The organism is Pantoea sp. 1B4 (genome assembly GCF_016925765.1).
In the GTDB taxonomy this organism is placed as follows: domain Bacteria; phylum Pseudomonadota; class Gammaproteobacteria; order Enterobacterales; family Enterobacteriaceae; genus Pantoea; species Pantoea agglomerans.
On record NZ_JAEUWZ010000001.1, the window covers coordinates 574,732 to 589,886 of the forward strand.

The 15,155-nt window shown below is 57.1% G+C and carries 9 protein-coding genes and 3 pseudogenes; all 12 read left to right on the forward strand.

Annotation, left to right across the window (positions count from 1 at the left end; translation table 11 throughout):
• Positions 1–16 precede the first annotated feature (16 nt).
• The 12 genes and pseudogenes from JNO11_RS02635 (at position 17) to ftsZ (ending at position 15,058) form a co-directional block, all read left to right on the forward strand.
• Positions 17–1,783, forward strand: coding sequence for a peptidoglycan glycosyltransferase FtsI (locus JNO11_RS02635; protein ID WP_010671821.1), 1,767 nt, complete (start codon positions 17–19; stop codon positions 1,781–1,783).
• Complete coding sequence (gene murE / locus JNO11_RS02640; RefSeq protein WP_325176904.1) at positions 1,770–3,257, forward strand: UDP-N-acetylmuramoyl-L-alanyl-D-glutamate--2,6-diaminopimelate ligase; 1,488 nt, start codon at positions 1,770–1,772, stop codon at positions 3,255–3,257. Before JNO11_RS02635 ends, murE begins: the two co-directional genes overlap by 14 nt.
• The gene (murF, locus tag JNO11_RS02645; RefSeq protein ID WP_325176905.1) at positions 3,254–4,612 is read left to right on the forward strand and encodes a UDP-N-acetylmuramoyl-tripeptide--D-alanyl-D-alanine ligase; all 1,359 of its coding nucleotides are present in this window, start codon (positions 3,254–3,256) and stop codon (positions 4,610–4,612) included. The genes murE and murF overlap by 4 nt, the downstream gene beginning before the upstream one ends.
• Positions 4,606–5,689: pseudogene (mraY, locus tag JNO11_RS02650) on the forward strand (phospho-N-acetylmuramoyl-pentapeptide-transferase). Before murF ends, mraY begins: the two are co-directional and overlap by 7 nt.
• A gap of 2 nt (positions 5,690–5,691) precedes the next feature.
• Positions 5,692–7,008, forward strand: coding sequence for a UDP-N-acetylmuramoyl-L-alanine--D-glutamate ligase (gene murD / locus JNO11_RS02655; RefSeq protein ID WP_010253876.1), 1,317 nt, complete (start codon positions 5,692–5,694; stop codon positions 7,006–7,008).
• Positions 7,008–8,223, forward strand: a pseudogene (gene ftsW / locus JNO11_RS02660) (cell division protein FtsW). Before murD ends, ftsW begins: the two are co-directional and overlap by 1 nt.
• Positions 8,220–9,278 (forward strand): undecaprenyldiphospho-muramoylpentapeptide beta-N-acetylglucosaminyltransferase, encoded by a 1,059-nt coding sequence (gene murG, locus JNO11_RS02665; RefSeq protein WP_033756551.1) that lies wholly within the window; start codon positions 8,220–8,222, stop codon positions 9,276–9,278. The pseudogene ftsW and the gene murG overlap by 4 nt, the downstream one beginning before the upstream one ends.
• A 70-nt stretch (positions 9,279–9,348) precedes the next feature.
• A complete protein-coding gene (murC, locus tag JNO11_RS02670) occupies positions 9,349–10,827 on the forward strand; it encodes a UDP-N-acetylmuramate--L-alanine ligase (protein ID WP_010253883.1) in 1,479 nt (492 codons plus the stop codon).
• The gene (locus JNO11_RS02675; protein ID WP_010253885.1) at positions 10,817–11,737 is read left to right on the forward strand and encodes a D-alanine--D-alanine ligase; all 921 of its coding nucleotides are present in this window, start codon (positions 10,817–10,819) and stop codon (positions 11,735–11,737) included. Before murC ends, JNO11_RS02675 begins: the two co-directional genes overlap by 11 nt.
• Before the next feature lies 1 nt (position 11,738).
• Entirely contained in the window at positions 11,739–12,578 is an 840-nt protein-coding gene (gene ftsQ, locus JNO11_RS02680; RefSeq protein ID WP_010253887.1) for a cell division protein FtsQ, read from the forward strand.
• Positions 12,575–13,831: a cell division protein FtsA gene (gene ftsA / locus JNO11_RS02685; RefSeq protein ID WP_010253890.1), complete on the forward strand. Its 1,257-nt coding sequence runs from the start codon at positions 12,575–12,577 to the stop codon at positions 13,829–13,831. The genes ftsQ and ftsA overlap by 4 nt, the downstream gene beginning before the upstream one ends.
• 71 nt (positions 13,832–13,902) lie before the next feature.
• Positions 13,903–15,058, forward strand: a pseudogene (ftsZ, locus tag JNO11_RS02690) (cell division protein FtsZ).
• Positions 15,059–15,155: the final 97 nt, after the last annotated feature.

Below are 15,155 nucleotides of genomic sequence, written 5' to 3' on the forward strand. Positions count from 1 at the left end.
GGACCTCAGATAGCGAATGAGCGGCACAGGCAGAACGCTGAAATTGAAGAAACCGGAAGATAAAGCCAGCTTTGTAAGCTGGCGTTTTGCGTTGCTGTGCGGCTGTATTTTACTGGCGCTGGGTGGATTGCTGTCACGTGTGGCCTGGCTGCAGGTGATTAATCCTGGCAAGCTGGTAAAAGAGGGCGATCTGCGCTCGCTGCGTGTTCAGGCGGTGCCCACCTCACGCGGTATGATCAGCGATCGCGCCGGACGCCCGCTGGCAGTCAGCGTGCCGGTCAACGCTATCTGGGCCGATCCCAAAGAGCTGCACGCCGGTGGCGGCGTGACGCTGGACAGCCGCTGGAAGGCGCTTTCCGATGCGCTCTCTATTCCCCTTGATCAGCTGGCCGCCCGCGTGAATGCCAATCCCAAAGGCCGCTTTGTCTATCTGGCGCGCCAGGTCAATCCGGCTATCGGCGACTACGTTAAAAAACTCAAACTTCCCGGTATTCATCTGCGCGAAGAGTCGCGCCGTTACTATCCTGCCGGGCAGGTCACCTCCCATCTCATTGGCTTTACCAACATCGACGGGCAGGGCATTGAAGGCATCGAGAAGAGCTTTGATAAGTGGCTGACCGGTGCACCCGGCGAGCGGACGGTGCGTAAAGATCGGTATGGTCGGGTCATCGAGGATATCTCTTCGGTGGACAGCCGGGCCGCTCATAACCTGACGCTGAGCATTGATGAGCGGTTACAGGCGCTGGTTTACCGTGAACTGAATAACGCCGTTGCCTTTAACAAAGCGGAATCGGGTACGGCGGTGCTGGTGGATGTCAATACCGGTGAAGTGCTGGCGATGGCCAACAGCCCGGCTTACAACCCGAACAATCTCGGCAATACGCCAAAAGATCTGATGCGTAACCGCGCCATCACCGACATTTTCGAACCTGGCTCTACCGTGAAGCCGATGGTGGTGATGACGGCGCTGCAGCGTGGTGTGGTGAGAGAGAACAGCGTCCTGAATACCGTGCCGTACCGCGTCAATGGTCATGAGATCAAAGATGTGGCGCGCTACAACGAATTGACCCTGACAGGGGTTTTACAGAAGTCGAGTAACGTCGGTGTTTCACGTCTGGCGTTAGCGATGCCTTCCTCAGCGCTGGTAGAAACTTACGCGCGCTTTGGACTGGGCAAACCGACCAATTTGGGGCTGGTCGGGGAAAGCAGTGGCTTATACCCTAAAAAACAACGGTGGTCTGACATAGAGAGGGCCACCTTCTCTTTCGGCTACGGGCTAATGGTAACGCCGTTACAGTTAGCGCGAGTCTACGCAACGATTGGCAGCTATGGCATTAATCGCCCGCTGTCGATCACCAAAGTGGATCCGCCCGTCGCGGGACAACGCGTTTTCGATGAGTCACTGGTGAAAACCGTGATGCACATGATGGAAAGCGTGGCGCTGCCCGGTGGCGGGGGCGTCAAAGCGGCAATCAAGGGTTATCGCATTGCGATAAAAACCGGTACGGCGAAAAAGGTCGGGCCGGACGGACGCTACGTCAATAAATACATTGCCTACACCGCAGGCGTCGCGCCTGCCAGTCATCCCCGATTCGCGCTGGTGGTGGTGATCAACGATCCCCAGGCCGGCAAGTATTACGGCGGTGCGGTCTCTGCTCCGGTATTTGGAGCCATCATGGGTGGCGTACTGCGTACCATGAACATCGAGCCGGACGCGTTACCGACCAATGACAAGAATGAGCTGGTGACTAACAGAAGTGAGGAATCAAGTGACAGATCGTAACCTGCGCGATTTACTCGGCCCCTGGGTGCCAGGCGCGCCGGCGCGCCCACTGCGTGACATGACCCTGGATAGCCGCATTGCGGCTTCTGGCGATCTGTTTGTCGCTGTTGCAGGCCATCAGGTTGATGGACGCCGATTCATTCCGCAGGCAATTGCGCAGGGCGTTGCCGCTGTGGTGGCGGAAGCTGAGGGTGAAGCGGTCGACGGCGAAATCCGTGAAATGCACGGCGTACCGGTTATCTATCTGGCGCAGCTGCATCAGCGCCTTTCGGCCCTGGCAGGCCGTTTTTATCAGCAGCCGGGCGAAAAACAGAAGCTGATTGGCGTCACCGGCACCAACGGTAAAACCACCACCACCCAGTTGCTGGCGCAGTGGGCGACGCTACTGGGTGAGACCAGTGCGGTGATGGGCACCGTCGGCAATGGGCTGGTAGGTCACTTAGCGGCGACAGAAAATACTACGGGTTCAGCGGTTGATGTTCAGCATCTGCTGCACGATCTGGCTGAAAAAGGGGCGACCCTGACCGCAATGGAAGTCTCGTCACACGGACTGGTTCAGCATCGCGTCGCTGCGCTGCCGTTTGCCGCGGCGGTCTTCACCAATCTCAGTCGCGATCACCTCGATTACCACGGTGATATGCAGAGCTATGAGTCAGCTAAATGGCTGCTCTTTTCTGAGCATCAGGTCGGGCAGGCGATCCTTAACGCGGATGACGAAGTCGGTCGTCGCTGGCTGGCGCGCTTACCTGATGCCGTTGCGGTCACCATGGAGGATAACCTCCAGCCGGGCTGCCACGGGCGCTGGCTTAAAGCCGATGCGGTGGATTACCACGATAACGGCGCACATATTCGTTTCAGTTCCAGCTGGGGCAACGGCGAAATTGACAGTCCGCTGATGGGTGCCTTCAACGTCAGCAATCTGATGCTGGCGCTGGCGACGCTGCTGTCACTGGATTATCCGCTGGCGACGCTAATCAGCGTTGCGCCGCAGTTGCAGCCGGTCAACGGGCGTATGGAAGTGTTCAGCGCCGCAGGAAAACCGACGGTTGTCGTAGATTATGCCCACACCCCGGATGCGCTGGAAAAAGCGCTGGAAGCGGCACGTCTGCACTGCAAAGGAAAACTCTGGTGCCTGTTTGGCTGCGGCGGTGACCGTGACAAAGGCAAACGCCCGTTAATGGGCGCGATTGCTGAGCAATATGCGGATGTGGTGGTGATTACGGATGACAATCCGCGCAGCGAAGATCCGCAGGCGATTGTAAAAGATATTCTGACCGGTTTGCTGGACCCAGGCCGCGCCCGCGTGGTCTCTGGTCGTGCGCAGGCGGTCACCAACACCATTATGCAGGCGCAGCCCGACGATATCGTGCTGGTGGCTGGCAAAGGCCATGAAGATTATCAGATCATTGGCAATCGCCGTCTCGACTACTCCGATCGTGCCACCGTTGCGGCACTGCTGGGAGGCGTTGCATGATTCCGGTTTCATTAAAAACCCTGGCAGAGATCACCGGCGGCACGCTGCACGGCAGTGATTTAACGCTGAGTGACGTGACCACCGATACCCGCAAAGTCACGGCGGGCAGCCTGTTTGTTGCGCTGGTGGGCGAACGCTTTGATGCGCACGACTTCGCCGGCGATGCCATTGCGAATGGCGCACAGGCGCTACTGGTAAGTAAGCATTTACCTGTCGCTGTGCCACAGGTGGTGGTTGAAGATACCCGTCTCGCCTTTGGCAGACTGGGCGCATGGGTTCGTCAGCAGTCGAACGCCCGTGTAGTGGCGCTGACCGGCTCCTCCGGCAAAACCTCGGTTAAAGAGATGACGGCGGCGATTCTGCGTGAGTGTGGCGAAACGCTCTACACCGCAGGCAATCTTAACAACGATTATGGCGTACCGATGACGCTGCTGCGGCTGACCGCAGAACATCAGTATGCGGTCATCGAACTCGGTGCGAATCATCAGGGCGAAATCGCCTACACCACGGGACTGGTTCAACCGGAAAGCGCGCTGGTGAATAACCTGGCCGCAGCGCATCTGGAAGGCTTTGGTTCGCTGGCCGGTGTTGCTAAAGCCAAGGGCGAAATCTTCCAGGGCTTACCGGCTCACGGCATTGCGATTCTGAACGCAGAGAGCAATGACTGGCCCAACTGGCAGAGCACGCTGCAGGATAAAACCGTGTGGCGTTTCTCACCGCAGGCGGCAGAGTGTGAATTCTCCGCCCGTGATATCCGCATTGCTCAGGATGGTACCCATTTTGTGATGATAACGCCGCGTGGCGAAGCTGAGATCGTGCTGCCATTGCCGGGTCGGCATAACATCGCCAACGCCCTGGCGGCGGCGGCACTGGCTCTGTCAGTGGATGCACCGCTTAGCGCCGTTCAGCTGGGGCTGAAAAACCTGCAGTCGGTGCCAGGTCGTTTGTTCCCGGTTCGCCTCTCTGCGCATCAGCTGCTGCTGGATGACAGCTACAACGCTAACGTCGGTTCGATGACAGCAGCTGTTCAGGTCCTGTCAGAGATGCCGGGTTACCGGGTGCTGGTCACGGGTGATATGGCGGAACTGGGTGAAGAGACCGAAAGTTGTCACCGCGAAGTGGGGCAAGCGGCACGTGACGCAGGCATTGATCGCGTGCTGAGCACCGGAAAATTCAGCCATTTCATCAGTGAAAGCAGTGAAGTTGGCGAACATTTCAGCGATAAGACTGCGCTGACTGAACGTTTGCGTCAATTGTTGTCCGAACACTCAGAAATTACCGTCCTGATAAAAGGTTCACGTAGTGCCGCCATGGAGCAGGTAGTACAGAGCTTAAAGGAGAAAGGAACATGTTAGTTTGGCTGGCCGAGCATCTGGTCGCTTTTTATTCGGGATTTAACGTCTTTTCCTATCTGACGTTTCGCGCCATTGTCAGCCTGCTGACCGCGTTATTCATCTCTCTCTGGATGGGGCCGCGCCTGATCGCCTGGCTGCAGAAATTACAGATTGGCCAGGTCGTCCGTAACGATGGCCCGGAATCGCATTTCAGTAAGCGCGGCACGCCGACCATGGGGGGCATCATGATTCTGACCTCCATCACCATTTCGGTGCTGATGTGGGCATATCCGTCGAATCCTTATGTCTGGTGCGTGCTGTTCGTGTTAATCGGCTTTGGCATCATCGGCTTTGTCGATGACTACCGCAAAGTGGTACGCAAAGACACCAAAGGCCTGATCGCCCGCTGGAAATATTTCTGGATGTCGGTAATTTCGCTGGGCGTCGCGTTCGGGCTCTATGCGGCGGGCAAAGATACCCCCCGCGACCCAACTGGTCGTGCCCTTTTTCAAAGACATCATGCCGCAGCTAGGTCTGTTTTATGTGCTGCTGGCTTACTTTGTGATTGTCGGAACGGGTAATGCGGTCAATCTGACCGATGGCCTGGATGGGCTGGCGATTATGCCAACCGTCTTTGTCGCCGCGGGCTTTGCGCTGGTTGCCTGGGCCACCGGTAACGTGAAGTTTGCTGAATATCTGCATATTCCCTATCTGCGTCACGCCGGTGAGCTGGTGATTGTCTGTACCGCCATTGTCGGGGCAGGGCTGGGCTTCCTGTGGTTCAACACCTATCCGGCTCAGGTCTTTATGGGCGACGTGGGTTCGCTGGCGCTGGGCGGCGCGCTGGGCACCATTGCGGTGTTGCTGCGTCAGGAATTTTTACTGGTGATCATGGGCGGCGTATTTGTGGTTGAAACGCTGTCGGTGATCCTGCAGGTGGGATCGTTTAAGTTGCGCGGCCAGCGTATTTTCCGCATGGCGCCGATCCATCACCACTATGAACTTAAGGGCTGGCCGGAACCGCGCGTCATTGTGCGCTTCTGGATTATTTCGCTAATGCTGGTGCTGATTGGCCTGGCCACGCTGAAGGTGCGTTAATCATGGCTGACTATCGGGGTAGAAAAGTCGTCATCATCGGGCTGGGCCTCACCGGGCTCTCCTGTGTTGATTTCTTTTTAGCGCAGGGCGTAACGCCTCGCGTGATGGACACCCGTGTCTCGCCGCCGGGGCTGGATAAATTGCCCGGGCAGGTTGAACGCCATCTGGGCGGCATCAACGGTGACTGGCTGCTGGCGGCCGATCTGATTGTTGCCAGCCCTGGCGTCGCGCTGGCGCATCCGATTCTCAGCGAAGCCGTCGAAGCCGGCATCGAAATTGTCGGTGACATTGAGCTCTTTTGCCGCGAGGCGCAGGCGCCGATCGTGGCGATCACCGGCTCCAACGGTAAAAGCACGGTGACTACGCTGGTGGGTGAAATGGCGAAAGCCGCAGGCTGGCAGGTGGGCGTCGGCGGCAATATTGGTCTGCCCGCGCTGAGTCTGCTGCAGTCACCGGCGCAACTCTATGTACTGGAACTCTCCAGTTTCCAACTGGAGACCACGCACAGTCTGAAAGCCGCGGCGGCAACCATACTTAACGTCAGCGAAGATCATATGGATCGCTATCCGCTGGGTATGCAGCAGTATCGCGCTGCTAAGCTGCGGGTCTATGAGAATGCACAGGTCTGCATCGTTAACGCCGATGATGCCCTGACGATGCCGGTACGCGGCGCGGACACCCGCTGCGTCAGCTTTGGTGTCGATTTCGGGGACTACCACCTTAACAAGCAGCAGGGCAGTATCTGGCTGCGGGTGAAAGGCGAGAAAGTTCTGAACACGGCTGAAATGAAGATGGTGGGACAGCACAACTACACCAATGCGCTGGCTGCGCTGGCGCTGGCCGATGCGGTGGGTCTGCCACGCGCCTCCAGTCTGGCCGCCTTAACGCACTTTAACGGTCTGGCGCATCGCTTCCAGCTGGTTCATGAGCATCAGGGCGTGCGCTGGATCAATGACTCCAAAGCGACCAACGTCGGCAGCACCGAAGCAGCGCTGAATGGCCTGCAGGTGAAGGGAACGCTGTGGCTGCTGATGGGCGGTGATGGCAAGTCGGCCGATTTTACGCCGCTGATCCCCTGGCTGCAGGGCGACAATGTGCGCCTTTACTGCTTTGGTCGCGATGGCGATGCGCTGGCGGCGCTGCGTCCGGAGATCGCCGTGCGCACTGAGACCATGCGCCAGGCGATGGAGCAGATTGCGCCGCAGGTTAAAGCAGGCGATATGGTTCTGCTGTCGCCAGCCTGCGCCAGCCTTGACCAGTTCCGTAACTTTGAGCAGCGCGGTGAGCAGTTCGCGCAACTGGCGAAGGAGCTGAGCTGATGCGTATTCCTGGCGCCGGACTGGCGGGATATTTCTCAGGACGCCTGAAAGACTGGGTCATGGGCGCACGCGAAAGTGATGACTCTTCGCTGGTGCTCTATGACCGCACACTGCTATGGCTGACGCTGGGCCTGGCGGTGATTGGTTTCGTGATGGTGACGTCGGCTTCAATGCCGGTGGGTCAGCGTCTGAATGACGATCTCTTTTATTTTGCCAAGCGCGATGCCTTCTACATCGTGCTGGCTGTATGTATGGCGCTGGTCACGCTGCGGGTGCCGATGGATTTCTGGCAGCGCTACAGCAACGTGATGCTGATGGTCACGGTCGCGATGCTGCTGATTGTTCTGGTAGTCGGTAGCTCGGTTAACGGTGCATCGCGCTGGATCGCGCTGGGTCCGCTGCGTATTCAGCCTGCAGAGCTGTCGAAGCTCTCTCTGTTCTGCTATCTCGCCAGTTATCTGGTGCGCAAAGTGGAAGAGGTGCGTAACAACTTCTGGGGCTTCTGTAAGCCGATGGGCGTGATGGTGGTGCTGGCCGTGTTACTGCTGGCGCAGCCGGATCTCGGTACGGTGGTTGTGCTGTTTGTGACGACCCTGGCGATGCTGTTCCTGGCGGGCGCCAAACTGTGGCAGTTCCTGGCAATCATCGGTTCCGGCATCTTTGCGGTGATCCTGCTGATCATTGCAGAACCCTACCGTATGCGCCGTGTGACCTCGTTCTGGAACCCGTGGGAAGATCCCTTTGGTAGTGGCTACCAGCTGACCCAGTCACTGATGGCATTTGGTCGCGGGGAATTCTGGGGCCAGGGGCTCGGTAACTCCGTGCAAAAGCTGGAATATCTGCCCGAAGCGCATACCGACTTTATTTTCGCCATCATCGGGGAAGAACTCGGCTACGTCGGTGTGGTAATGGCACTTTTAATGGTATTCTTCGTCGCTTTTCGTGCGATGTCGATTGGCCGTCGTGCTCTGGAACTGGATCAGCGTTTTTCCGGCTTTTTTAGCCTGTTCAATCGGAGTCTGGTTCAGCTTCCAGGCGCTGGTTAACGTCGGTGCAGCAGCCGGTATGTTACCGACCAAAGGTCTGACCTTACCGCTGATCAGTTACGGTGGGTCGAGTCTGATCATTATGTCGACTGCCATCGTCTTTTTATTACGCATAGATTATGAAACGCGCCTGGCGAAAGCGCAGGCGTTTACCCGAGGTGGTCGATGAGCGGTAAGCGATTGATGGTGATGGCAGGCGGAACCGGCGGACATGTCTTTCCCGGTCTGGCTGTCGCCCATCATCTGATGGAACAGGGCTGGCAGGTCCGCTGGTTAGGCACTGCCGACCGTATGGAAGCCGATCTGGTGCCAAAGCACGGCATCGACATCGACTTCATCCGCATCAGCGGATTACGTGGTAAAGGCATGAAGGCGTTGCTGCTGGCACCGCTGCGCATCTTTAATGCATGGCGTCAGGCCCGTCGCATCATGAAGGCCTGGCAGCCGGATGTCGTGCTGGGCATGGGTGGCTACGTTTCCGGTCCTGGCGGCTTAGCGGCCTGGAGTTGCGGTATTCCGGTGGTGCTGCATGAGCAGAACGGTATTGCCGGGCTGACCAACAAATGGCTGGCGAAAATCGCTACGAAAGTATTGCAGGCGTTTCCGGGCGCGTTTCCCGCCGCCGATGTGGTGGGAAATCCAGTTCGCACTGATGTACTGGCACTGCCTTTACCCGCGCAACGTCTCGCGAATCGTCATGGCCCGATACGGGTGCTGGTGATCGGTGGCAGTCAGGGTGCGCGGATACTGAACCAGACGCTGCCGCAGGTTGCCGCGCTGGTGGGTGATGAGATCACCCTGTGGCATCAGACCGGTAAAGGGTCGTTGCCCGAAACAGAGAAAGCTTATCAGCAGGTCGGGCAGACGCAGCACAAGGTGACCGAGTTTATTGATGACATGGCTGCCGCCTACGCCTGGGCTGATGTGGTGGTGTGCCGCTCCGGCGCGTTAACCGTGAGCGAAGTCGCTGCCGCGGGTTTACCAGCGATTTTCGTGCCATTTCAGCACAAAGATCGCCAGCAGTACTGGAACGCGCTGCCGCTGGAGAAAGCGGGCGCCGCCAGAATTTTTGAGCAGCCGCAATTTACTGCGGAGGCTGTAGCGGATCAGCTACGCCACTGGGATCGCGCAACACTGCTGACGATGGCTGAGCAGGCCCGTCAGGTGGCGATCCCCGATGCGACTGAACGGGTCGCTCAGGAAGTGGCTCGCGCCGCAAAGTAATCATTCCGGTCAGCGTGTCTGACCTGTACCCGGACTGGGTACAAACTGAAATAGCAGGTAACTGAGAGCGATGAATACACAACAATTGGCAAAACTGCGTTCTATCGTGCCCGAGATGCGTCGCGTCCGGCACATCCACTTTGTCGGCATCGGCGGTGCTGGCATGGGCGGTATTGCCGAAGTGTTAGCAAATGAAGGCTACCATATCAGCGGTTCAGATCTGGCCCCTAACCCGGTGACGCAGAACCTGATTGCGCTGGGTGCCACCATTTATTTTAACCATCGCCCCGAAAACGTGACCGATGCCAGCGTCGTAGTGGTTTCCAGCGCCGTTTCGCAGGATAACCCCGAACTGGTGGCGGCACGTGAACAGCGTATCCCGGTGATCCGTCGCGCGGAGATGCTGGCTGAGCTGATGCGTTTTCGTCACGGCATCGCCGTTGCGGGTACCCATGGCAAAACGACCACCACGGCGATGGTGTCGAGTATTTATGCGGAAGCGGGTCTCGATCCGACTTTTGTTAACGGCGGACTGGTCAAAGCAGCAGGCACCCATGCCCGTCTGGGTCACAGCCGGTATCTGATTGCTGAAGCGGATGAGAGTGATGCGTCGTTCCTGCATCTGCAACCGATGGTGGCGATTGTGACCAATATCGAAGCTGACCATATGGACACCTATCAGGGCGATTTTGAGAACCTGAAGCAGACGTTTATTAATTTCCTGCACAACCTGCCGTTTTACGGTCGTGCGGTGATGTGTGTGGATGATGCGGTTATTCGTGATCTGATCCCTCGCGTGGGACGCCATATCACCACGTACGGTTTCAGTGATGATGCTGACCTGCGCATTGAAAATTATGAACAGAGTGGCGCGCAGGGGCATTTCACCTTGATCCGTCAGGATAAAGCACCGCTGCAGATTACGCTGAACGCGCCGGGACGCCACAACGCCCTGAATGCGGCAGCCGCCGTCGCCGTCGCCAGTGAAGAGGGCATTGAAGACAATGCTATCCTGGCTGCGCTGGAGAGTTTCCAGGGCACGGGCCGTCGCTTTGATCTGCTGGGTGAATTCCCGACAGAGCCGGTCAACGGACAGCCGGGCACCGCGATGCTGGTTGATGATTACGGTCATCATCCCACCGAAGTGGACGCGACAATTAAAGCCGCGCGCGCAGGCTGGCCGGATAAAAAACTGGTGATGGTGTTTCAGCCGCACCGTTACAGCCGAACCCGCGATCTGTTTGATGATTTCGCCAACGTACTGTCGCATGTGGATGTGTTGCTGATGCTGGATGTTTACTCTGCCGGTGAAACCGCTATTCCGGGTGCTGACAGCCGGTCGCTGTGCCGTGCGATTCGTAATCGCGGCAAGGTGGATCCGATTCTGGTGCCGGAACATGACGCGCTGCCAGAGATGCTGGCACCGCTGCTGTCAGGCAATGACCTGATTCTGGTGCAGGGAGCCGGTAACGTCGGCAAGGTTGCCCGCAAGCTGGCTGACACTAAGCTCCAGCCGGAACGCAAAGCGGAGGATCGTCATGGCGGATAAAGTTGCAGTATTAATGGGTGGCACCTCGGCAGAGCGCGAGGTTTCGCTGAACTCAGGTCAGGCCGTCCTCGCCGGATTACGGGAAATGGGCATTGATGCGCATGGCATCGATACCCGTGATGTCTCTGTGCTGACGCTGAAAGAGCAGGGCTTTACCAAAGCCTTTATCGCACTGCATGGCCGGGGAGGAGAAGATGGCACGCTGCAGGCGGTGCTGGAGTTCCTGCAACTGCCGTACACCGGCAGCGGCGTGATGGCATCGGCCGTGACTATGGATAAGCTGCGCACCAAGCTGCTGTGGCAGGGACGTGGTTTACCGTCAGGAAAGTTTGTCTGGCTGACGCGTCAGCAGTTTGATGCCGGTCTGGACGCAGAAAACAACGCGGCAATTGCGGCACTTGGCCTGCCGTTGTTCGTCAAGCCAGCCTGCGAAGGCTCCAGCGTGGGCATCAGTCGGGTTAACGATCTGAGCGCGCTGCCGGCGGCACTGGACATGGCGTTTAAGCACGACAATGACGTGCTGGTCGAAGCGTTTCTCAGCGGCGCGGAGTACACCGTCGCGATTGTGGGCGATCGTATTCTGCCCTCGATTGAAATAAAGAGCGCCAGCGAGTTCTATGACTATGAAGCTAAATACATTTCTGACGATACTCAGTACGTCTGTCCGGCCGATTTAAGCGCTGAACGTGAAGCGGAATTACAACAGCTGGTACTGGCGGCCTGGCGTGCGCTGGGATGTCGCGGCTGGGGACGGGTTGATGTGATGACCGACGGGGAAGGGCGCTTTCAGTTACTGGAAGCCAATACCTCACCGGGCATGACCAGCCACAGTCTGGTGCCAATGGCAGCGAAACAGGCGGGCATGAGCTTCCCGCAGCTGGTTGCCCATATTCTGGAGCTGGCCGACTGATATGTCACAGGCGGCGATGAGAGTTCGAAACCGTGAACCGCAGGAGCGTATTCGCACCGGGCGCAGTAACGGTGCCCGACTGTTCGGCATTATTTTTCTGCTGATCGTCATCGGGATTATGGTTGCTGGCGGGCTGGTGGTACTGAAGTGGATGAACGATGCGTCCCGGCTGCCATTGTCAAAACTGGTGGTGACAGGACAGACGCACTACACCACACACGATGATATTCGTCAGGCGATTTTGTCGCTGGGTCCGCCTGGTACGTTTATGTCTCAGGACGTGGACATCCTGCAGCAGCAGATTGAGCGGCTGCCCTGGATTAAGCAGGTCAGCGTACGTAAGCAGTGGCCGGACGAACTGAAGATCCACCTTGTGGAGTACACACCGGTGGCGCGCTGGAACGATTTGCACATGGTGGATGCTGAGGGTGTCTCCTTCAGCGTACCCGCCAGTCATGTCGGCAAAGAGACAATGCCGATGTTGTACGGGCCGGAAGGGAGTGAGAAAGAGGTCCTGGCGGGCTATCACAGCATGGATGATGTGCTGAAAGCCCGGAAGTTTACTCTGAAGGTGGCGTCGATGACGGCGCGGCGTTCATGGCAGCTGGTCACCAGCGACGATGTTCGTATCGAACTGGGCCGCAGCGACACCATGAAACGACTGAATCGCTTTATTGAGCTCTACCCGGTGCTGCAACAGCAAGGTCAGAACGAGAGCAAACGTATCAGCTACGTGGATTTACGATACGACTCTGGCGCTTCTGTTGGCTGGACACCGATCGTGATGGAGCCACAGGACAGTAATCAGCAACAGAACCAGGCACAGGCTAAACAACAATGATCAAGGCAACGGACAGAAAACTGGTAGTTGGACTCGAAATCGGCACTGCGAAGGTTGCCGCCCTGGTTGGGGAAGTTCTGCCCGATGGTATGGTCAACATTATTGGGGTGGGCAGCTGCCCTTCCCGCGGTATGGATAAAGGTGGCGTAAACGACCTTGAGTCGGTGGTGAAATGCGTTCAGCGCGCCATCGATCAGGCTGAGCTGATGGCAGATTGCCAGATCTCCTCCGTCTACCTTGCTTTATCGGGCAAACATATTAGTTGTCAGAACGAAATCGGGATGGTTCCGATTTCCGAAGAGGAAGTGACTCAGGATGATGTAGAGAACGTCGTACATACCGCCAAATCGGTGAGAGTACGTGACGAGCATCGCATCCTGCACGTCATTCCTCAGGAATACGCCATCGACTATCAGGAAGGGATTAAAAATCCGGTCGGGCTTTCCGGCGTGCGTATGCAGGCGAAAGTGCATCTGATCACCTGCCACAACGATATGGCGAAGAACATCGTTAAAGCCGTTGAGCGTTGCGGGCTGAAAGTGGATCAGCTGATTTTTGCCGGTCTCGCCTCCAGTTTTGCCGTTCTGACTGAAGACGAACGTGAGCTGGGCGTGTGTGTTGTCGATATTGGTGGCGGTACAATGGACATAGCCGTATATACCGGCGGCGCTTTACGGCACACTAAGGTTATTCCGTATGCAGGCAACGTCGTTACCAGCGACATCGCCTATGCGTTTGGCACACCACCAACGGATGCTGAGGCGATTAAAGTGCGCCATGGTTGCGCGCTGGGCTCGATTGTCGGCAAAGACGAGAACGTTGAGGTGCCGAGTGTGGGCGGACGTCCACCACGTAGCCTGCAACGTCAGACGCTGGCTGAAGTGATTGAGCCGCGTTACACCGAACTTTTGAATCTGGTCAATGACGAGATTCTGCAGTTACAGGAACAACTGCGTCAGCAGGGCGTGAAGCATCACTTAGCCGCAGGCATTGTCCTGACCGGTGGTGCAGCGCAAATCGAAGGACTGGCGGCCTGTGCGCAACGCGTATTCCATACGCAGGTGCGTATCGGACAGCCGCTGAATATTACCGGCCTGACTGACTATGCGCAGGAATCGTACTACTCCACTGCCGTGGGACTGTTGCATTACGGCAAAGAGTCGCACATGAACGGTGATGCAGAGACCGAAAAACGGGTCTCAGTAGGTAACTGGTTCAAGCGTATTAACAGTTGGTTAAAAAAAGAGTTTTAATTTTTGTGAAAGGGGATCATGCTGTTTTCTTTAGTGATCTCCAGGCGACAGGCACATAACGGAGAGAAATCATGTTTGAACCTATGGAATTAACCAACGACGCGGTGATTAAAGTCATCGGCGTCGGTGGCGGCGGCGGTAACGCCGTAGAGCACATGGTACGCGAGCGTATCGAAGGTGTGGAATTCTTTGCTGTGAATACCGACGCGCAAGCGCTGCGTAAAACAGCTGTCGGCCAGACCATTCAGATCGGTAATAACATTACCAAAGGTCTGGGTGCGGGTGCGAACCCGGAAGTGGGCCGTAACTCTGCAGAAGAAGATCGCGAAGCACTGCGTTCTGCGCTGGAAGGGGCAGACATGGTCTTCATCGCAGCAGGTATGGGCGGCGGTACCGGTACCGGTGCAGCGCCTGTCGTGGCTGAAGTGGCTAAGGAGCTGGGTATCCTGACGGTGGCGGTTGTCACCAAGCCGTTCAACTTCGAAGGCAAAAAGCGCATGGCGTTTGCCGAGCAGGGGATCGCCGAACTCTCTAAGCATGTCGATTCACTGATCACCATTCCAAACGACAAGCTGCTGAAAGTGCTGGGCCGTGGTATCTCTCTGCTGGATGCGTTTGGTGCAGCTAATGACGTGCTGAAAGGCGCCGTTCAGGGTATCGCTGAGCTGATCACCCGTCCTGGCCTGATGAACGTCGACTTTGCTGACGTGCGTACCGTCATGTCCGAAATGGGCTATGCGATGATGGGTTCAGGCGTCGCGTGCGGTGAAGATCGTGCGGAAGAAGCGGCTGAAATGGCGATCTCCAGCCCACTGCTGGAAGATATCGACCTTTCTGGTGCGCGTGGCGTGCTGGTCAACATTACGGCGGGCTTCGACCTGCGTCTGGATGAGTTCGAGACCGTGGGTAACACTATCCGCGCCTTCGCCTCTGACAACGCGACCGTCGTGATCGGTACTTCACTGGATCCGGAAATGAATGACGAACTGCGCGTCACCGTGGTGGCAACCGGTATCGGCATGGACAAGCGTCCTGAAATCACCCTGGTAACCAACAAGCCAGCCAGTCAGCCAGTGATGGATCATCGCTATCAGCAGCACGGTATGTCACCGCTGCCGCAGGAGCAGAAACCTGCTGCCAAAGTCGTTAACGACCAGGCTGCGCAGTCGAACAAAGAGCCCGATTATCTTGATATTCCGGCCTTTTTTACGTAAGCAGGCCGATTAGGATTAACCCTATAATTGGGATTCTCCGCTCTTTGTGCTAAAGTCTCTGTCCGCTGGTACAGTATACTGGCGGTCGGACAGGTGATATTGCGAGATAA

What these genes read in the sequence shown, in the direction of transcription:
- ftsQ (WP_010253887.1), top strand. Translation starts at nt 11,739, where the DNA reads ATGTCACAGGCGGCGATGAGAGTTCGAAACCGTGAACCGCAGGAGCGT.
- ftsA (WP_010253890.1), top strand. Translation starts at nt 12,575, where the DNA reads ATGATCAAGGCAACGGACAGAAAACTGGTAGTTGGACTCGAAATCGGC.
- JNO11_RS02635 (WP_010671821.1), top strand. Translation starts at nt 17, where the DNA reads ATGAGCGGCACAGGCAGAACGCTGAAATTGAAGAAACCGGAAGATAAA.
- murD (WP_010253876.1), top strand. Translation starts at nt 5,692, where the DNA reads ATGGCTGACTATCGGGGTAGAAAAGTCGTCATCATCGGGCTGGGCCTC.
- murG (WP_033756551.1), top strand. Translation starts at nt 8,220, where the DNA reads ATGAGCGGTAAGCGATTGATGGTGATGGCAGGCGGAACCGGCGGACAT.
- JNO11_RS02675 (WP_010253885.1), top strand. Translation starts at nt 10,817, where the DNA reads ATGGCGGATAAAGTTGCAGTATTAATGGGTGGCACCTCGGCAGAGCGC.
- murC (WP_010253883.1), top strand. Translation starts at nt 9,349, where the DNA reads ATGAATACACAACAATTGGCAAAACTGCGTTCTATCGTGCCCGAGATG.
- murF (WP_325176905.1), top strand. Translation starts at nt 3,254, where the DNA reads ATGATTCCGGTTTCATTAAAAACCCTGGCAGAGATCACCGGCGGCACG.